16 protein-coding genes are annotated in these 19648 nt (G+C 56.2%); 9 read left to right on the top strand and 7 right to left on the bottom strand.

Features of this window, described 5'->3' with window-relative positions; all coding sequences use genetic code 11:
* Positions 1-25: 25 nt before the first annotated feature.
* From gorA to AC0TN7_RS02130, 3 genes are all read left to right on the top strand, one after another.
* Complete coding sequence (gene gorA / locus AC0TN7_RS02140; RefSeq protein WP_024908845.1) at positions 26-1378, top strand: glutathione-disulfide reductase; 1353 nt, start codon at positions 26-28, stop codon at positions 1376-1378.
* A gap of 135 nt (positions 1379-1513) precedes the next feature.
* A complete protein-coding gene (locus AC0TN7_RS02135) occupies positions 1514-2695 on the top strand; it encodes a glycoside hydrolase family 5 protein (RefSeq protein ID WP_024908844.1) in 1182 nt (393 codons plus the stop codon).
* Positions 2696-2894: 199 nt separating this feature from the next.
* Positions 2895-4544, top strand: coding sequence for an alpha,alpha-trehalase (locus AC0TN7_RS02130; RefSeq protein ID WP_024908843.1), 1650 nt, complete (start codon positions 2895-2897; stop codon positions 4542-4544).
* 66 nt (positions 4545-4610) lie between these two features.
* On the opposite strand, the gene AC0TN7_RS02125 is transcribed toward AC0TN7_RS02130, so the two are convergent.
* Complete coding sequence (locus AC0TN7_RS02125) at positions 4611-6200, bottom strand: STY4199 family HEPN domain-containing protein (protein WP_417928026.1); 1590 nt, start codon at positions 6198-6200, stop codon at positions 4611-4613.
* 149 nt (positions 6201-6349) lie between these two features.
* Here AC0TN7_RS02125 and AC0TN7_RS02120 point away from each other — a divergent pair, with 149 nt between their 5' ends.
* Both AC0TN7_RS02120 and AC0TN7_RS02115 read left to right on the top strand, forming a co-directional pair.
* Positions 6350-6889, top strand: coding sequence for a GNAT family N-acetyltransferase (locus tag AC0TN7_RS02120; protein WP_267217640.1), 540 nt, complete (start codon positions 6350-6352; stop codon positions 6887-6889).
* A gap of 71 nt (positions 6890-6960) precedes the next feature.
* On the top strand, positions 6961-7299 hold the full coding sequence (locus AC0TN7_RS02115) for a lysozyme (protein ID WP_024908840.1): 339 nt from the start codon (positions 6961-6963) through the stop codon (positions 7297-7299).
* Here AC0TN7_RS02115 and AC0TN7_RS02110 read toward each other — a convergent pair.
* Together AC0TN7_RS02110 and AC0TN7_RS02105 are read right to left on the bottom strand one after the other, a co-directional pair.
* Complete coding sequence (locus AC0TN7_RS02110) at positions 7278-7877, bottom strand: helix-turn-helix transcriptional regulator (protein ID WP_024908839.1); 600 nt, start codon at positions 7875-7877, stop codon at positions 7278-7280. The genes AC0TN7_RS02115 and AC0TN7_RS02110 overlap by 22 nt on opposite strands.
* Positions 7878-8033: 156 nt before the next feature.
* Positions 8034-8792: an SDR family NAD(P)-dependent oxidoreductase gene (locus tag AC0TN7_RS02105; protein WP_473701799.1), complete on the bottom strand. Its 759-nt coding sequence runs from the start codon at positions 8790-8792 to the stop codon at positions 8034-8036.
* Between the two features lie 119 nt (positions 8793-8911).
* Here AC0TN7_RS02105 and AC0TN7_RS02100 point away from each other — a divergent pair, with 119 nt between their 5' ends.
* The 3 genes from AC0TN7_RS02100 to AC0TN7_RS02090 all read left to right on the top strand — a co-directional run bounded on the left by AC0TN7_RS02100 (position 8912) and on the right by AC0TN7_RS02090 (position 12470).
* The gene (locus AC0TN7_RS02100) at positions 8912-9811 is read left to right on the top strand and encodes a LysR family transcriptional regulator (protein WP_048991720.1); all 900 of its coding nucleotides are present in this window, start codon (positions 8912-8914) and stop codon (positions 9809-9811) included.
* Between the two features lie 50 nt (positions 9812-9861).
* Positions 9862-10887, top strand: coding sequence for an inner membrane protein YhjD (yhjD, locus tag AC0TN7_RS02095; RefSeq protein WP_267217639.1), 1026 nt, complete (start codon positions 9862-9864; stop codon positions 10885-10887).
* A gap of 260 nt (positions 10888-11147) precedes the next feature.
* Positions 11148-12470 carry an MFS transporter gene (locus tag AC0TN7_RS02090; RefSeq protein ID WP_024908835.1) on the top strand — a complete coding sequence of 441 codons (1323 nt, stop codon included), beginning with the start codon at positions 11148-11150 and terminating at the stop codon, positions 12468-12470.
* Between the two features lie 63 nt (positions 12471-12533).
* On the opposite strand, the gene AC0TN7_RS02085 is transcribed toward AC0TN7_RS02090, so the two are convergent.
* Both AC0TN7_RS02085 and pdeH read right to left on the bottom strand, forming a co-directional pair.
* The gene (locus tag AC0TN7_RS02085; protein ID WP_473701798.1) at positions 12534-14576 is read right to left on the bottom strand and encodes an AsmA family protein; all 2043 of its coding nucleotides are present in this window, start codon (positions 14574-14576) and stop codon (positions 12534-12536) included.
* Positions 14577-14641: 65 nt separating this feature from the next.
* Positions 14642-15415, bottom strand: coding sequence for a cyclic-guanylate-specific phosphodiesterase (gene pdeH, locus AC0TN7_RS02080; RefSeq protein ID WP_024908833.1), 774 nt, complete (start codon positions 15413-15415; stop codon positions 14642-14644).
* A gap of 229 nt (positions 15416-15644) precedes the next feature.
* On the opposite strand from pdeH, the gene kdgK reads away from it, so the two are divergent.
* Positions 15645-16574, top strand: coding sequence for a 2-dehydro-3-deoxygluconokinase (kdgK, locus tag AC0TN7_RS02075; RefSeq protein ID WP_473701797.1), 930 nt, complete (start codon positions 15645-15647; stop codon positions 16572-16574).
* Positions 16575-16635: 61 nt separating this feature from the next.
* On the opposite strand, the gene AC0TN7_RS02070 is transcribed toward kdgK, so the two are convergent.
* Complete coding sequence (locus tag AC0TN7_RS02070; protein ID WP_417928024.1) at positions 16636-18129, bottom strand: M16 family metallopeptidase; 1494 nt, start codon at positions 18127-18129, stop codon at positions 16636-16638.
* Between the two features lie 227 nt (positions 18130-18356).
* The gene (locus tag AC0TN7_RS02065; protein ID WP_032662127.1) at positions 18357-19643 is read right to left on the bottom strand and encodes a dicarboxylate/amino acid:cation symporter; all 1287 of its coding nucleotides are present in this window, start codon (positions 19641-19643) and stop codon (positions 18357-18359) included.
* Positions 19644-19648: the final 5 nt, after the last annotated feature.

Below are 19648 nucleotides of genomic sequence, written 5' to 3'. Positions count from 1 at the left end.
CAATTCACGATTAAGGACAAAAGCTATGACTAAGCATTATGACTACATCGCAATCGGCGGCGGCAGCGGCGGCATCGCCTCCATCAACCGCGCGGCCATGTACGGCCAGAAGTGCGCGCTGATTGAAGCCAAAGCGCTGGGCGGCACCTGCGTGAACGTGGGTTGTGTACCGAAGAAAGTGATGTGGCATGCGGCGCAGATCCGTGAAGCTATCCATATGTATGGCCCGGACTACGGCTTTGACACCACCATTAATAACTTTGACTGGGACAAGCTGATTGCCAGCCGTACCGCCTACATCGACCGTATTCACACCTCGTACGACAACGTGCTGGGCAAAAATAACGTCGACGTTATCCACGGCTTCGCCCGCTTTGTGGACGCGAAAACGATCGAAGTGAACGGCGAGACGATCACCGCCGATCACATCCTGATCGCCACCGGCGGCCGTCCTAGCCACCCGAACATTCCGGGCGTGGAATACGGCATCGACTCCGACGGTTTCTTCGAGCTGCCTGCCCTGCCTAAGCGCGTTGCCGTTGTTGGTGCGGGTTACATCGCGGTGGAACTGGCCGGGGTGATTAACGGCCTGGGCGCTGAGGCGCACCTGTTCGTGCGCAAACACGCGCCGCTGCGCAGCTTCGATCCGCTGATCGTTGATACGCTGGTTGAAGTGATGAACACCGAAGGTCCAACCCTGCATACCAACGCCGTGCCAAAAGCGGTCGTGAAAAATGCAGACGGCAGCCTGACCCTGGAGCTGGAAGATGGCCGCAGCCAGACCGTCGATTGCCTGATCTGGGCGATTGGCCGTGAACCGGCTAACGATAACTTCAACCTGGGCGTGACCGGCGTGAAAACCGACGAAAAAGGCTATATCGTCGTCGATAAATTCCAGAACACCAGCGTACCGGGCATTTATGCGGTCGGCGATAATACCGGTGCAGTTGAGCTGACCCCGGTGGCCGTTGCGGCGGGTCGTCGTCTTTCCGAGCGCCTGTTTAACAACAAGCCGGACGAGCATCTGGACTACAGCAACATCCCGACCGTGGTCTTTAGTCACCCGCCAATCGGCACCGTCGGCTTAACCGAGCCGCAGGCGCGCGAGCAGTATGGCGACGACCAGGTGAAAGTGTATAAATCGGCGTTTACCGCGATGTATACCGCCGTCACCTCTCACCGTCAGCCGTGCCGCATGAAGCTGGTCTGCGTCGGTCCGGACGAGAAGATTGTCGGTATCCACGGCATCGGCTTCGGCATGGATGAGATCCTGCAGGGCTTCGCCGTGGCGCTGAAGATGGGCGCAACGAAGAAAGACTTTGATAATACCGTGGCAATCCACCCAACGGCGGCGGAAGAATTTGTGACCATGCGTTAAGGGCTTTTCGCAGGAAAGCACGTCATAAAAACTGGCCTTTGCGGGCCAGTTTTTTTATATGGCTCGATAATTTAAAGACAAAGCATCATCATCCCAGCGAATATAAAACCATCATCACGCTAAAAAGGAATTGAGATGAAAGCGCTTATCGGGTTGACCCTGCTTCTTTTTTGCTTTGCCGCCGCCTCCTCTGACAAAATCACCTTCTGGGATACCCCTCAGCACGGTGGAAACAGCTTTAACCGCCTGCCGCCCACGCAGGAATACTATGACGCGCTGCGAGGCTATGGCGCGACGTGGGTTCGCCTCTCTTACGACAAATGGAAACCTGCCGGGAGAGATTTTCTTCTCGGCAACGCCGACGGCTATCGTGGGCTCGAGGCCACAGACCTCGCGACGCTCAAAGCCTCCATCAGGAAAGCACACGCGGCCGGGCTACAGGTCGTCATTGCCCCACTCTCTTTGCCCGGCATGCGCTGGGCGCAAAATAACAATAACCAGTTTGATGACCGCATCTGGCAGGACAAAAAATACTGGCAGGAAGCCGCTCAGTTCTGGCGTGATTTGGCCCAGGCCCTGAAGGACGAACCGGGCATTGCGGCCTGGAATCTGGTCAATGAACCCGCGCCTGAAAAAAGAGGCAACATTAGCGAGCAGGCGTCGCCAGAAGCGTTAAAAACCTGGTATCAGCAGCAGCAAAGTACGGCGCGTAACCTCCCCGCTCTCTACAATCAGATTATTGCCGCTATCCGCGAGGTCGATGCCACCACACCGATTATGGTCGATGGAGGCTGGTACGCCTCCGCGCGTGGTTTTTCTGGCTGGCCGTCCGCGCTTGAGGATAAGCGGGTGCTCTACAGCTTCCACATGTACGAGCCCTATGATTTCACCAGCGCGCCAAATGCACGCCGCAAGGTGCCGTTCGACTATCCAGGCATGATCACGTTCGGCGGTAAAAAGATGAAATGGGACGCTACGGCCATAGAGAAATGGATGAACGCGCCCTTTGACTGGGCGAAGCAGAATGGTATTCCGGCCAACCGGGTTGTCGCGGGAGAGTTTGGCTGCGTTCGCACGCTGCAGGGCTGCCGGCAGTGGCTTAATGATGTCCTGACCGTCCTCGACAAACATCATGCACACTGGGCATTTTATGCGTTTCGTGAAGATGCCTGGGACGCCATGGACTATGAGCTGGGGAAAAAACCGGTGCCGTGGGCCTACTGGAAAGCCATTGAGGATAACGCACCTGATACGCTCAAGCGCCATTCTACCGAGGAATTTGAACCGATTGCTAAGCGGCTAAAACAAGGCCTTTGATCCGGCAGGCTCCCCTCTTGTTCAGTAGCCTCTCCTGGAGAGGCTACTGTTAACATACATAAATCGTTGCAAAACGAATGCTCCGAAAATAGTGATCTACCGCACATATTCCTCCCCCTCTACCGAAGCGAATGTCTACGCTTATAAGACGCCCGGATAAACCTGTCTTTTGAACACACAACCGGAGGTCCCTATCACCATGTTCAACCAGAAACTACAGGCTACCGAGAACATCGAATTCGAGATTGCAGAAGAGCTGCGCTACGAGACCGATCCCTGCGAGTTGAAACTGGATGAAATGATTGAGGCGGAGCCGGAACCCGAAATGATCGAGGGGCTACCCGCCTCCGATGCGTTGACGCCCGCAGACCGCTATCTTGAACTGTTCGAGCATGTGCAGTCGACGCGGCTGTTTGCCGACAGTAAAACCTTCCCCGACTGCGCGCCGAAGATGGATCCGCTGGATATCCTGATCCGCTACCGCAAGGTCAGACGCCACCGGGACTTCGACCTGCGCCAGTTTGTGGAGAACCACTTCTGGATGCCGGAAACGTTCGGCACCGAGTATGTCTCCGACCCGGGCCTCTCCCTCAAGGAGCACATTGATAACCTGTGGCCGGTGCTGACGCGCGAGCCGCAGGATCATATTCCCTGGTCTTCCCTGCTGGCGCTGCCGCAGGCCTATATCGTTCCCGGCGGACGATTCAGCGAGACCTACTACTGGGATTCCTATTTCTCCATGCTGGGGCTGGCGGAGAGCGGTCGTAACGACCTGCTGAAGTGCATGGCGGACAACTTCGCCTGGCTGATTGAACGCTACGGGCATATCCCCAACGGCAACCGTACCTATTATCTCAGCCGCTCCCAGCCGCCGGTCTTTGCGCTGATGGTAGAGCTGTTTGAGGAGGACGGCGTGCGCGGTGCGAAACGCTATCTGGATCACCTCAAAATGGAGTACGCTTTCTGGATGGACGGCGCGGAGTCGCTGCTGCTTAACCAGGCCTACCGCAGCGCCGTGCGCATGCCGGACGGTTCATTGCTCAACCGCTACTGGGATGACCGTGATACCCCGCGCGACGAATCGTGGATTGAGGACGTGGAAACCGCGCGCCACTCAGGGCGACCGCCAAACGAGGTCTATCGCGACCTGCGGGCGGGGGCAGCGTCCGGCTGGGACTATTCGTCCCGCTGGCTGCGCGATCCGTCGCGGCTCGCCAGCATCCGCACGACGCAGTTTATCCCCATCGACCTGAACGCCTTCCTGTTCAAGCTGGAAAGCGCCATTGCCAACATTTCGGCGTCGAAAGGGGACAAAGAGACGGCCGACCTGTTCCGCCAGAAAGCCAGCGATCGTCGCGAGGCGGTGAACCGCTATCTGTGGGACGAGGAGAGCGGCTGTTACCGCGACTACGACTGGCGACGCGAAGAGCTAGCGCTGTTTTCTGCCGCCAGCATCGTGCCGCTGTATGTCGGCATGGCAACCCATGAGCAGGCCGAGCGCCTGTCGGATGCGGTCAAGGCGCGACTGCTCACGCCGGGCGGGATTCTGGCGACCGAGTATGAAACCGGCGAGCAGTGGGATAAACCCAACGGCTGGGCGCCGCTGCAGTGGATGGCGATTCAGGGCTTCAAGCAGTACGGCAACGATTCGCTGGGGGATGAGATCGCCTGGAGCTGGCTGCATACGGTGAACCATTTTTATCAGACGCACCATAAGCTGATTGAGAAGTACCACATCGCCAGCAGCACGCCGCGCGAAGGGGGCGGTGGGGAGTATCCGCTGCAGGATGGTTTCGGCTGGACGAACGGCGTGGTGCGGCGGCTGATTGGGTTGTATGGGGAGCCTTGAGCAGGGTGCGGGGTGCGGTCTGGTGCCCTCACCCCGGCCCTCTCCCACAGGGAGAGGGAGAACAACTTAGCGGATCACCTCATAAATGGCGCTCTGAATGGACTGCCATTTTTTCGTGGTGGCATCTGGCTGTGACTGCGCACGGCGTGTGGCCATGTCGAGATCGTGCTGCTGGCGTTTCACCACGGCAGGCACGGTGCAGAACGCTTTAAGATACTCTTTACGTACCGAGGTCAGAGACTCGCCGTTCGACATCGCGTGGCTGAGCGTGTTGATGAAGCGGCGACACGGCTTCTCCTCCACCATGTTTTGCCGGTAGCGTAACATCAGCTCCAGCACGTCGTCATAGCCTGCCGACATCGCCTCTTCGGTCCAGGACAGCTTCCAGTCCATACCACCCTGCAAAAAGAGCTGGGTCACGCGGGTGTCGTTGCGGTTAATGGCCGAGCGGAAATTATTCTCGTCCCAGGTCACCCCCATGCGCGTGAGCGTTTCACGCGAGGAAGGCGTCTCGCGCATTTCCTGTGGTGGTGCCGCGTCAGCCGCGCTGGCGGTCGCAGGCTGCGGTTTACTGCTGGTCACCAGCCAGAAGCCCCCCGCCACGATGGCAATCACCATGACGCCAACCGCCCCCCATAGCGCACCGGAAATGAGCTGCTCACGTTGTTCGGGGGTGCGCGGCGCGCGCTGGGTCGGCTTTTCAATGGTGTCGCGGACTTCAAACAGATCCCCACCGGTGACGCGATCCATTTTCTGCGCCTTTTCCCAGAAGGTATGCAGTTCGCTGGCATCTACCGCCATGAATCCCGCCGGATTGACGCGCGTTCTCCCCTCTTCAAACGCGCGTTGAACGGGCCGCGCGATCTGCGCGTAGTAGTTATCCAGCAGCTGAATTTGCGCCGAGCTCAACGTTTTCTGAACGGTGATGCTGTTGCGAATTTGCCGGATGTCGTCGAGGAAGGTTTGCAGCGTTTTACGCGGTTCAACCAGCAGCGTCAGCATGGACGGATCGCTGAACAGCGAAGCGTAATAGCGGCTGAACTCTTTTTTATCCACCAGCATTTGCGCCAGCTCGCTGAACATCATGCCGCTCAGGACATCGTTGATCTCGCCAAGCTTCAGCCAGCGCCGAACGCGATCGGCGTTAAACAAGGTCTTCAGATGATTGTTCAGCCGTACCTGATCGGGCCAGGCCTGCTGGATGAGCCCTTTAATCATCAGCTCAATCGCCCGCACCTGCTTGTGCGCCTGCTGTTGCTGAAGTTCGCTTCCCGGTGCCAGGTCCGTGCTGTAGGTCAGCAGCGGCTGCTGCAGGCGAAGGTGTTCCAGCGCGGTGACAAACCGAATCGCCGCAATAAGCTGGTTTTCACTCACATCCTGTCCGCTTTCATACTGCGGAACGCGCTGCTGCAGCAGGCGCAGCTGGAGCGTAAATTCCGACATCTCGGCGTCATTCAGGTTGAGTTTTTTCGCAACGGCTCCCCAGCCGCCCAGCGCTAATCGAGCACTGTCGAGCTGTTCCAGAAACCAGCGTGGATCTTTGCCCTCAGAAGCATGTACATTCAGAAGTAGCAAAATTTCCACCGACGCATGGCGAATGACCGCCAGACAGTGTTCGAACTGTTCGCGAATATGATGTGATGTGCTGAGACTCATTGTTTTCCTTAAGCGACAACGAAGACATCCGGAATGGGCACGAGACGCCCTTTTTTTCTTTTTATTTATACGCGATTAACCATACCTGACTTTCTGTTGAAATAAAGTGACAACCCTAAAATCATTTAAAATGTTTCAGGAGAATCTGAATGCCGATTTTAATTACCCCTCGCCTTACCTGTTCACCTCTGCTGGAACAAGACTGGCCCTTTTTTCTGGCATTACAGCAGAATACCGACGTCATGCGCTTTGTGGCGGAAAACCGCCCCGTTGCGGCGATCCGCGAGGCGTTTGATTCACGCCTGACGCCCTGGTCACCGGGCAGCGCGCACTGGCTCTGTCTCGTCGTGCGTGACGCCGCCTCCCAGGCCCCGCTGGGCGTTACCGGGTATATTCATCGGGAAGAGGACTGTGCCGAAGTGGGCTTCCTTTTCGCACCCGAGGCGCAGGGGAAAGGCTACGGCTTTGAATCCCTGAAAGCGCTTTGTGATTATGCTTTTCATCAGGGCGGTATACGTCGACTCACCGCCACCGTCACCGTGGGAAATGTCGCTTCAAGGCGCCTGCTGGAAAAAGCCCGCTTTCGCCTGGAAGGCGAATTACGCGAGAGCTATTATCTTGCGGGGCGCTGGCAAAATGACTGGTTATTTGGTTTATTGCAGCAGGAATACCTGAATAATAATGCCTGATCAACAGCCATTTGGCGGATATTTCTCAGACGTCGTTTCCTCTACAGTGTCGCTCTTAAGAGGAAATGAATATGAAAGGTCATGCGCTGAAAATATCTTCTGCCGCCATTGCGTTAATAAAAAAACACCAGGGTCTTTCTCTGGAGAAATATCGTGACGAAAACGGATTATGGGTTATCGGCTATGGCCACGTTATCCGCGATCGGGCACTTTTTCACGGTCCCATCACGCCTGCCGAGGCAGAAGATTTGCTGCATGACGATATTCAGCTGCGTGAGGCGCTGCTGCGGGAAAGTGTGACATATCCATTAACCCAACAGCAGCATGATGCGCTGGTTATGATGATATTCAGCTTCGGAGAGATGCCCTCGCTCCCAAACGCGATTTTTCAGGCCTTCGCACGGGTATAGTACATGGCAGCCTGCGTTCTGTTTTTCACGTCCAGCCGCCGGAAAAGCGCCTCGAGATGCGCTTTTACCGTGGCCGCACTGATGTTGAGATTGCGGCCAATCTCTTTATTTGACTCCCCCGCCGCCAGCAATTCCAACACGTCGCGCTGACGCTCGCTCAGGGATGATAACGCCTGAGACGACGGCTGCCTGACCCACTCCCCGGGAAAACAGACCATCCCTCTGGACACCGAATCCAGCACGGCGGAAAACCGCTCGGGACTGGCATTTCGGGGCATAATGGCCATGATGTTTCGCTGCCGCAATTGCTCAACCCATCTGGCCTCTTTTTTCGCCAAAACCAGAATCACGCGTATCGCCGGAAAGCGTTGCAGCATCTCTTCCAGCAAAGCGCTCCCCTCGTCCTGCATTAAATTGCCGTCAATCATGACGATAGCTGACGGTGAAGCGGAAATCTGGGTCCATAAATCGTCTGCCTGACAGGTCCCTGTCATATCTATTTCCGGAATGAGCGTCTGAAGACTGTGTATCGCTCCGTGAATAAAGAGTGACTGCCTGTCAAACATGATTACTCGCATCGTTTTTTATCCCTCTGAGAATAGCGAAGGGGGATTCTACAGAGGGGTTATTTAAGAAAAAACTCAACGAATGGAGACGTTACAAATCCCCCCGAGTTCTTTATATCTGTCCGTATTTAGACACACTGACCTTAAGGATTTCCTTAAGCGCGTACATCACAGGAACATGCCGCCTGAGACTTCAATACGTTGCGCATTCATCCAGCCCAGTTTGTCACTGAGCAGTGCCGCAATGGCATCGCCAATATCGTCCGGCAGCCCCACCCGTCCCAGAGCCGTTTGCGAGGCCAGCAGCTGATTCAGCTCCGCGTTGTCGCGCACGCGTCCGCCGCCAAAGTCAGTTTCAATCGCGCCCGGCGCGATGATATTGACGGCGATCCCGCGCGCGCCCAGCTCTTTCGCCTGATAACGCGTCAGCACTTCCATCGCCCCCTTCATGGCCGCGTAGGTTCCTGAGCCCGGCTGGGTAAAGCGGGCCAGCCCGCTGGAGACGTTGAGGATCCGTCCCCCGTCGTTCAGCAACGGCAGCAGGCGCTGGGTCAGGAAGAAAGGTCCTTTGAAATGAACGTTCAGCGCCTCATCAAACTGGGCTTCCGTCGTGTCGGTATAGGGCGCATATAAACCCGTTCCGGCATTGTTCAATAAATAGTCAAAAGTTTCACAATGCCAGACACGTCTAAGGGTTTCCTGAAGCTGTTGGGCAAAATGATCAAAACCCGTGATATCCCCGACGTTGAGCTGTAATGCCGCTGCGTTTACGCCTTTTTCCTGAATTTCATGCACAACATCCAGCGCTTCCTGCTGGCTACGGTTGTATGTCAGGACGATTCCCGTGCCGTCTGCCGCCAGCTTTAACGCAGCGTTTTTACCCAGACCACGGCTACCACCCGTCACTAATGCGATACGTTCACTCATCATAAACCTCGTTTTGGCTGTTAAGGAGATTGAGAAAGAGCTTATTAGGTGATAGAAAATCAATAAAGATGGGTTAAAACGCTTCACTGTTTCAGCTGTAACAACAATGAGCTTCCGCTATGGATAAAATTCACGCAATGCAGTTATTCGTCCGCGTCGCGGAACTGGAGAGTTTTTCCCGCGCGGCCGAAACATTAACCCTGCCGAAAGGCAGCGTTTCACGACAAATTCAGGCCCTGGAAAACCGGCTTGGCACCCAGCTATTGCACCGCACCACGCGCCGCGTCAGCCTGACGCAGGACGGCATGGTCTATTACGAGCGGGCAAAAGATCTGCTGGCAAACCTTGATGAACTCGACGGTATGTTTCAGCACGATCCCTCCAGCATCAGCGGACGGCTCCGCGTGGATATGCCCGTCGGCGTTGCTCGAAATTTAGTCATCCCCAAACTGCCTGCTTTCCTGCAGCACTATCCGGGCATTGAACTGGAACTCAGCAGCAGCGATCGCCTGGTGGATGTGATCCGTGAAGGGTTTGATTGCGTGGTACGCGTCGGCACGCTGAAAGATTCAGGGCTTATCGCCCGTCCGCTGGGCAAGCTGTCGGTGATTAACTGCGCCAGTCCGGATTATCTGGCGCGTTTTGGCTACCCGGAAACGCTGGACGATTTAGGCTCACACGCCGTGATCCACTACGCCGCGATGCTGGGAACTCGCCCGCAGGGCTTTGAGTTTTATAACGGCAGTGCGACGCAGTGGGTAAAAACGGGCGGGGTTTTAACAGTCAACAGCACGGAAACTTACCAGGCTGCCTGTCTCGCCGGACTGGGCATTATTCAGGTTCCGCGGGTTGGGGTGCGCGATTTACTCCGCGCGAAGAAACTGGTTGAGATCCTGCCGCAATACCGGGCCGAACCGATGCCTGTCTCCCTGATTTATCCCCACCGCCGCAACCTCTCCCGCCGGGTCCATCTGTTCATGGAGTGGCTAACCGAACTCACAAAAGCTTACGTGGACTAGTCGCAAGCTATAATTCAGTAACATCCAGCCAAACGAAAAGGAAAAGACGCGTGACGCCGGAAAACAACCCGCAACGACCCACCCAACATTTAGAGTATGAGCCCGTCAAAAAGATGGAAACCGGGCCTGAAGAGGCCAGGTCCCCTGGTACCGCCAGCAAAGCGCTGGGGACCGTCACCGGCATTGTCGCCAGAATTCAGCAGTTTCCCATGATTGCGCATCTGATACGCGCGACCGAGCGCTTTAATGACCGCATGGGGAATCAGTTTGGTGCTGCCATCACCTATTTTTCGTTCCTGTCGATGATCCCAATCCTGATGGTGTCGTTTGCGGCGGCCGGTTTTGTGCTCGCGTCGCACCCGACGCTGCTGCAGGATATCTTCAATAAGATCCTGAATAACGTCAGTGACCCGACCCTTGCCAGCACGCTCAAAAGCACCATCAATACCGCCGTTCAGCAGCGTACTACCGTCGGGATCGTCGGTTTGCTGATTGCCCTTTACTCCGGCGTTAACTGGATGGGCAACCTGCGGGAGGCCATTCGCGCCCAGTCGCGCGATGTCTGGGAGCGTAAGCCGCAGGACCAGGAGAAAATTTGGGTTAAGTACCTTCGCGATTTTGTTTCTCTGATTGGCCTGCTTGTCGCGCTCATCGTGACGCTTTCTATTACCTCCGTGGCAGGCTCGGCGCAGCAGATGATCATCTCCGCGCTTTACCTTGATTACATCGAATGGCTGAAGCCCGCCTGGCGCAGCATTGGTCTGGCCATTTCCATCTTCGCCAATTACCTGCTGTTCTTCTGGATCTTCTGGCGTCTGCCCCGCCATCGTCCGCGCAAGAAGGCGCTGCTCCGCGGCACGTTGATCGCGGCGATCGGCTTTGAAGCGATCAAAATCGTGATGACCTACACCTTACCGTCACTGGTTAAATCCCCTTCCGGCGCGGCGTTTGGCTCGGTGCTGGGGCTGATGGCGTTCTTCTACTTCTTCGCGCGTTTGACCCTGTTCTGCGCGGCGTGGATTGCCACTGCCGAGTATAAAGACGACCCGCGAATGCCGGGCAAAACGCACCGGTAACCCCACTCTCGGGCTGAAATTTCAGCCCGATTCATCATTTCAGCATATAAATCCAGCCTGTAACTTTTATTTAACCGAAAACCAGTTTTATTGACTGATATTTAAAATCTGTGAAGCATTTCATAGACCTGTTTTGGCTGGCCTGAAAATTATCCGCTTTTTGTTGCTTTTATCACCAGCACGCGGCTTTGTTACAGATTGAAATGTCGCTTTTGCTGTGCGTAATATGGCCTTTCGTTCGACAAAAATAAGAAAATATTATGCAAGCAACCGCCACCACACTCGACTCAGGAACGGAAAACGTTCCGGTAAACTCGCGCAATAAAGTTGTCGTCGCATCGCTGATTGGCACCGCCATTGAGTTCTTCGACTTTTATATTTATGCCACCGCCGCGGTCATCGTCTTCCCGCATATTTTCTTCCCGCAGGGCGATCCGACGGCGGCCACGCTGCAGTCTCTGGCGACCTTTGCTATCGCGTTTGTTGCGCGTCCGATTGGCTCTGCGCTGTTTGGACACTTTGGCGATCGCATTGGCCGCAAAGTCACCCTGGTGGCCTCGCTGCTGACGATGGGCATCTCCACCGTGGCCATCGGCCTGCTGCCTACGTATGAGACCATCGGCATTCTGGCGCCGGTCCTGCTGGCGCTGGCGCGTTTTGGTCAGGGTCTGGGCCTTGGCGGCGAATGGGGCGGCGCGGCGCTGCTGGCCACCGAGAACGCCCCGGCACGCAAGCGCGCGCTGTATGGCTCATTCCCGCAGTTGGGCGCACCGATTGGCTTCTTCTTTGCCAACGGGACGTTCCTGCTGCTCTCCTGGCTGCTGACGGATGAACAGTTCATGAGCTGGGGCTGGCGTATTCCGTTTATCTTCTCAGCCGTGCTGGTGCTGATTGGCCTGTACGTGCGCGTTTCTCTGCATGAGACCCCAGTTTTCGCAAAAGTGGCCGCGGCGAACAAGCAGGTGAAAGTGCCGCTGGGTACGCTGCTGACCAAACACGTCCGCGTGACCGTGCTGGGCACGTTCATCATGCTGGCAACCTATACGCTGTTCTACATCATGACCGTTTACTCCATGACCTTCAGTACCGCCGCCGCGCCGGTTGGGCTGGGTCTGCCGCGTAACGAAGTGCTGTGGATGCTGATGATGGCGGTGATCGGGTTTGGCGTGATGGTTCCGATTGCGGGCCTGCTGGCGGATAAGTTCGGTCGCCGCGCGAGCATGATTACCATCACCACGCTGATCATTCTGTTTGCCCTGTTTGTCTTCCCGCCGCTGCTGGGTTCAGGTAGCCCGGCGCTGGTGATGGCCTATCTGCTGATTGGTCTGAGCCTGATGGGGCTGACCTTCGGCCCGATGGGTGCGCTGCTGCCTGAGCTGTTCCCAACGGAAGTGCGCTATACCGGCGCGTCGTTCTCCTACAACGTCTCGTCTATTCTGGGCGCGTCCGTTGCGCCGTATATCGCCACCTGGCTGCAGGCAAACTATGGTCTGTTCTATGTGGGGGTTTATCTGGCGGCAATGGCGGGGCTGACGCTGATTGCGCTGCTGCTGACGCACGAGACGAAGCACCAGGCTCTGTAATTCACTGCGTGCGGCCTGATGCCCTCACCCCGGCCCTCTCCCACAGGGAGAGGGAGAAAGGCGTTACTTCTTCATCTGCGACAAAATGGTCCGACACTGATTCGCCTCGCCTTCTGACGGCGAAATCAAGGCCAGCAGCGCTGCGGCTGGAGTGACCAGCGTCGCAAGTGCCGCAGCCACTGCGCCACGCGCAATCAGCGGTCCGGGCTTCACGCCCGCCTGCGGATTTTTGAAGGTCCCGCGCACGTAAAGCGGCGAGCGCAGGGTGATGATACGAATCCCCTTACTTTCCGGGTCAATAGTCAGATCAAGCTGCTCCGAGGCCATGCTCGCGGTACCGGTCACGTTAATCACCGCGTTTTCCGTGTCAAAGGCAAAAATCTGCGGACGCGCCACGCCGTTAACCAGATCCAGATTGGCCGCCGCGCAGTTCACCCGCACCTCGTCATCACCAAAGATTTGCCCGATGACGTAGTTACCGACGTTCAGCCCCAGGATCTCCATCAGGTTGCGGCTCACCAGCCCGTCGTTCATCAGCAGCTTCAGGTTACCATTGCCGCTGCCCAGCAGCGCCGCCACCGAGTTCCCCACGCCGCGAATATCGGCATCACCGTTCATTTCACCGAGGGTTTTCTGCATCAACTCGACGTTCGGCATCAGCTCTTTCAGCTTCAATCGACGCGCCTGAATCTCCGCCCGTCCCTGCATCGGCTTCTTATCGCCTTCCAGGTGAATGTTCGAGGAGATCGTCCCGCCCGCCATGCCAAACTTCAGCGGCTGCAGACGCAGGTCGGCGCTTTTAAGGAGGATATGGGTCGTAAGATTGCTTATTGGCAGCGTACTGCCATGTTCAATTTTTCCGCCTTTGAAGCGCACATCCGCATCCATCACGTTCCATTTATCCGTCTCAAAACGTTCATAAGGCAGCACTTTGCCGGCAGGCTGAGGATCTTTCTTCACCTCTTTTGACTTCGTACCTTTACCGGAATCAACGCCGATCAGCGGGCCCAAGTCGGCCAGACGCAGCTGACGGGACTCAACATCCCCTTCCAGTTTCGGGCGCGGTTTTCCGGTGGTGTAGGTCAGCGTGCCGTGGATGTCGCTGTCGCCGATCCGACCGTTAAAATCCCGGTAGTCAAAAACAGACGCTTTTTCGGTATCGATTTTGGCGACCAGATGCCCGTCCGTTTCGAACGGTGGGGTATCCGGCAGCAGAACGCCGGTCAGTTCATACAGCTCGCCCAGCGAATCACCGGCAAATTTAAGCTGAAGATCAACGCCGCCCATGTTCATCGGGTCGTTGACCGTGCCCACGAACGCTACGCGGGTGTTACCGGAACGGAAGTTCGCCTGCACCGGGAACGGCGTGCCTTCGCTCCGTAGCGCCAGCATGCCGCCTATTTTCCCTTTACCGCTGAGCGGCTGGTCGTTATAGCGTCCTTTTGCCGTCAGGCCGAAGACATAGTCGCCCACGCTTGCCGCGTCACCTTTCACTTTCGTCCCCGTGACCTCGCTGAACGGCAGCGGCTTGCCCAGCGGATCGACCAGGATCTCCACATCCGCCTTGCTGACCTTATCGTCGATGGCGATCCGCCCGCGATCGAAGAGAATATTGTCGAGACGGAATGACCAGGAAGAAGGCTGGGCATTCGGATCTTTTTCGCTGTCGCTGGCCAGGCTAAACGTCCAGTTGTTGTTTTTTTCGGAGAGGCGGATCAGGCGCGCATCGGGCTGCTGAAGTTTGATCCACGGCAGATAGACCGTTTTGGTGAAGAGTGCCAGCGGAGCCAGCGTGGCTTCAACCCGCGGCAGGTGGATCATTGTGACGTCCGGGATATCCGGCGGGTTGCCGAGAATGATGTCGTCAGCATGGATATGTGGCCAGGGGATCCAGCTTCGCCAGCCGGGCTCCTCTTTCTGGCGTTCCCATACCACCCCTAAATCACCCCGTATGGCGAAGGGGCGGTTCAGCTCGGTTGAGACTTTCTGGTTGATGGTCGGCTTGAGACGGTTCCAGTCAAACGTCGCAATAATGATGGCGACAACCACGATCAACAACAAGAAAATCCCTGCTGTCCAGGAGATTACCCTGGTTGTTCTTGTCATTTTTATCCCCTTTCCTGATGACCTGTCCTGTAAAACTATAGTCCAGACAAAGGGAAGCGGGTTTATCAGAGGGTCGTTATGACGTTATCGAGGCGATCCATGGGTACCGGGCGAGAGAGATAGTAGCCTTGCGCCGCCGCTGCGGGAGAGTTTTGCACATCACGCCACTCTTCCAGTGTTTCCACACCTTCAACAATCACGCCCTGGCAATAGCGGTTCATCAGCTGTAATAACAGCGTAAACAGATTCCGCCCTTCCGGGGTCTGACGCAGCATAATGAACAGATCGCGGGCCACTTTAATGTAGTCGTAGCGCACTTCACTCAGGGCGGAGAAGTTCGCCATGCCGGTGCCAAAGTCATCCAGCCACAGCGGGCCGTATTCGCATATCGAAGCAAACGAGGAGTCCTGCGGCAAACGGACATGCTCCACCAGCTCAAAGCGCATCCACGGCAGGGTGGCGATCAGCTCCTGCAATTTCGCGTTCTGGCGCAGCGCCAGCAGGGTTGGGCCATCGACGTTCACCGAGGCGAGGATATCGTGCTGTTCGAAAAAGGCGTGCTTCGTTGCCAGCATGCGAAGCTGCTCTTCCAGCACGTCCAGACGCTGGCGAACGGCAACTTCGGCAAAATAGCGATCCGGCGCGATGCGCTGAGTAGGGTTTGAGGGGTGCGTAACGACGGTCAAAATTTCGATGGCCATCAGTCGACCATCTGTTCGGTAGATCGGCTGATAGGTGTACGCACGCTCACATTGCAGCCAGTAGCGATGCTCCTGCAAGTTCTCAATACTTGCCTCAGGCGTAGTGCTCAGCCGCTGGATAACCTGCTCTGACTTCATTTCAGATGTCCTGTTGTTGGGATAGCCTTTCTGGACTCGTCACAGGATTATCGGCGCGACAATTGAGAACTTTATGTTCAATTCACCCGGAAAATGAAATTAAGATGACAGAAATGGGCGGGAACACGCGCTGGCTCAAAAAAAATAATGGAACGTTGTTTTAATATAGTTGACCGGTTAATTCACTCAGCGCACACTGCTGATAATTCTTCTGTTCAGGTTCACGACTATGTCCAAAAAAATTGCCGTGATTGGCGAATGCATGATTGAGCTGTCACAAAAAGGCGCGGAAGTCAGCCGCGGATTTGGTGGCGATACGTTAAACACGTCCGTTTATATTGCCCGTCAGGTCGCGCCTGAGGCGCTCACCGTGAACTACGTTACCGCCCTGGGTACGGACAGCTTCAGCCAGCAAATGCTGGAGGCCTGGCAGAGTGAACATGTTGAAACGTCGCTGATTCAGCGTATGGAAAACCGCCTCCCGGGGCTTTATTACATCGAAACCGACAGTACAGGCGAACGCACGTTTTATTACTGGCGCAACGAAGCCGCAGCCAAATTCTGGCTGGAGAGCGACGCGGCCGCGGCCATCTGCGAAGAGCTGGCGGCATTTGACTATCTCTATCTGAGCGGCATTAGCCTGGCGATTTTAAGCCCCGCCAGCCGAGACAAGCTGCTCTCGCTGCTGCGCGAATGCCGTGCCAACGGCGGTAAGGTTATTTTCGATAACAACTACCGCCCGCGCCTGTGGGCCAGCCGCGAAGAGACGCAGCAGGTCTATCAGCAGATGCTGCAGTGCACCGATATCGCCTTCCTGACGCTCGACGATGAAGACGCCCTGTGGGGTGAAAAACCGGTAGAGGACGTAATTGCGCGCACGCAGGCGGCAGGTGTGAGCGAAGTGGTGATTAAGCGCGGTGCGGATTCGTGCCTGGTCGCGGTGGCGGGTGAAGCGCTGGTTGACGTTCCGGCAGTGAAGCTTGCCAAAGAGAAAGTGATTGATACCACGGCGGCAGGTGATTCATTCAGCGCGGGCTATCTGGCGGTACGCCTGACGGGTGGAACGCCGGAAGCGGCGGCACAGCGCGGGCACCTGACGGCCAGCACGGTGATTCAGTATCGCGGGGCGATTATTCCGCGCGAGGCGATGCCCGTTTAAGTAGGGTGCGGGCTGATGCCCTCACCCTAACCCTCTCCCACAGGGAGAGGGAATGTTTGCATTACTGCCCTTGCGGAATATCCGTCGCGTCCGGATGTAAATCATCCGCCGTGGCGGCCTGCGCTGGCTGCGGCGCGGTAGCCATAATGGCATCCCAGGTCGCCTGAAGTTCCTTCATGTCATATTCCGGCTCGCCCTTCGGTTGCAGAAGGATCAACGCCATCTCCTGCGACAGCTGCTGACGGAGGTCCTGATTGAGCATATCGACGGTCAGACCGTTCAGGAAGTCCTGACGAAGCTTCTGATACTGTTCCGGCGCAATGTCCACCACCTGATTCTGCAGGGAACGAATACGCTGGCTGATCAGAATGTCGGTATCGGCGCGAGCGTAGGTCGCAAACAGCTTCTGCAGCTCGAGTTTTTTCTGCGCCACGAGAGCGTTGAATTCCTCTTCGGAAAGCCCCTCTTTACGCACTTTTGCCAGCTCTTTCGCGACCACACCCAGATTGGCATTTAGCTTATCGCCCGGTGATTCAACGTTGATGGCACATTGCGCACGCTGGAACAGCACGCGGCAGTCAAAGCCAAGACCAATATTCTTCACGTTGTTCTTACTCAGCGTCTGCTGGACGTGCCAGAACAGCGCTTCACGTGCCAGATCGGCACGCCAGTAGCGTAACATCGCCGCAGATTCACGGATGGGCTGCCAGGCGTTATCCCACATGACGGAGAGGCGATCCTGACGCACGGTGTCCGTCATAATGCTGACAGGCTCTGCACGCAGCGGAGAGAGCGTCGGGACAGGTGCTGGCGTTTCACGCTTGCCTTTCAGATCGCCAAACGCTTTGTTGATCTGCTCCACCACCGCGCGGCTGTCCACGTTACCCACCACGATCAGCGTCATCGCGTCCGGGGTGTACCACTTCTGATAGAACGATTTCACCTGTTCGGCGTCCACCGGCTGTTTCAGCGGTTCGGCCGGATCATGTCCCAGTAACGTTGAGCCCTTCAGGCGGTAACGCCACCAGCCCTCTTTGGTATCCCCAGGCCAGGTTGCCACCATGTCGCTGTTACTCAACGCATAGTTGACCGTGTCCGGCGTAATCGCCAGATTGCCAGAGGCATCGGAGAGATACGTGAGCGCTTCTTTAAGCAAGTCGTTACGGTTGTTTGGCAGGCTCAGGTTAAACATGGTGTAGTCATACGAGACAACAGCCGGGGGGAGTGGGCGTTTCGGATCGATGGCCTGCTGCCAGAGTGAACGCACCTGAACCGCTTGCAGGCTGCCGCTCTGCGTGAGCGCCAGCCGGGGAATAAAGTGGCTGAAACCGGTTTGCTGGGTGCTTTCCGTGAGGGAACCGGTATTAACAGACAGACGGATTTCAATACGATCGCTGGGACGTTGCGGCGTGGCTAAGACCTGCCATTGAAAACCGTTCGCTAATGTCCCTTGTTGCCAGGCCGGGTCTGGCTGGAGCGCATCTGCCTGCACATAACTGGCTGCTGCCATCATCAGCAAACCGCCGGTTAAGAGTCGAATTTTTGTGCCCTGCATGTGAACCCCTGATCAACATTCCTGGTTAAAAAAGAGTGCCTCGCGACGCGCTTCACTCTTAAAGATGACGATGAAAACACGTCGATTAGACCGCGCGTTCGGCAAAACGTCACGGTCCGAAGTGAAATATACCCAAAAAAAATCTTGTCGAATTATGACAGGTATGAACAGTTATTATGCGCAGGAGCCCGCATCCCCACAAGGGAATACGGGCATTTGTGACAAGTTTAAGAGGATAAGCCAGGATTTTTGCTGTCAGTTGAACGATTATTCAGAGTATCGTCGAGCTTTTTGTGATCCAGCTCTTTCACCCATTTCGCCACCACCACCGTTGCCACGCCGTTACCCACCAGGTTGGTTAACGCACGCGCCTCAGACATGAAGCGGTCAATACCCAGAATCAACGCCAGACCCGCCACCGGCAGGTGACCCACAGCAGAAATGGTGGCTGCCAGCACGATAAAGCCGCTGCCCGTTACGCCTGCCGCACCTTTAGAGGAGAGCAGGAGCACCACCAGCAGGGTAATCTGATGGAAAATATCCATATGGCTGTTGGTCGCCTGAGCGATAAATACGGCCGCCATCGTCAGGTATATCGAGGTACCGTCCAGGTTGAAGGAGTAGCCCGTCGGGATCACCAGCCCGACCACCGATTTACGGCACCCGAGTTTCTCCATCTTGTCGAGCATACGCGGCAGCGCCGATTCTGAAGAGGAGGTCCCCAGAACAATCAGCAGTTCTTCGCGGATGTAACGGATAAATTTGAAGATGTTGAAACCTGTCGCGCGGGCGATGGAGCCCAGCACCACAACCACGAAAAGGATACAGGTAATATAGAAGCAGATAATCAGCTGACCCAGTTGCACCAGCGTGCCGACGCCATATTTACCGATGGTGAAGGCCATCGCACCGAAGGCACCGATGGGTGCCAGGCGCATGATCATATTGATGATGCCGAAAATGACCTGCGAGAAGCTTTCGATCACATTAAAGATAAGCTGGCCCTTGCTGCCCAGACGGTGCAGGGCAAAACCAAACATCACGGCGAACAGCAGAACCTGGAGGATGTTTCCGCTGGCGAACGCGCCAATGACGCTGCCAGGGATGACGTCCAGCAGGAAGGCGACCACGCCCTGATCCTTCGCCTGCTCGGCATACACCGCGACCGCTTTGGCATCCAGCGTTGAGGGGTCTACGTTCATCCCCGCGCCTGGCTGCACCACGTTGACGATGATCAGACCGATAATCAGCGCCAGGGTACTGACCACTTCGAAATAAAGAAGCGCCACTGCACCGGTACGACCGACCGCCTTCATGCTTTCCATGCCAGCGATGCCCGTGACTACCGTACAGAAGATCACCGGCGCGATGACCATTTTGATGAGCTTAACGAACGCGTCGCCAAGCGGTTTCATTTGCGCGCCCAGCTCAGGGTAATAGTGACCCAGCAGAATACCGATGGCGATGGCTGTCAGGACCTGGAAATAAAGACTTTTGAAGAGTGAGGTTTTCATAAGGT

It is taken from the genome of Enterobacter sp. PL_is511 (assembly GCF_055816065.1).
Note: the sequence above shows the minus strand (reverse complement) of the source record. Positions and strands in the feature narration are given on the sequence as shown.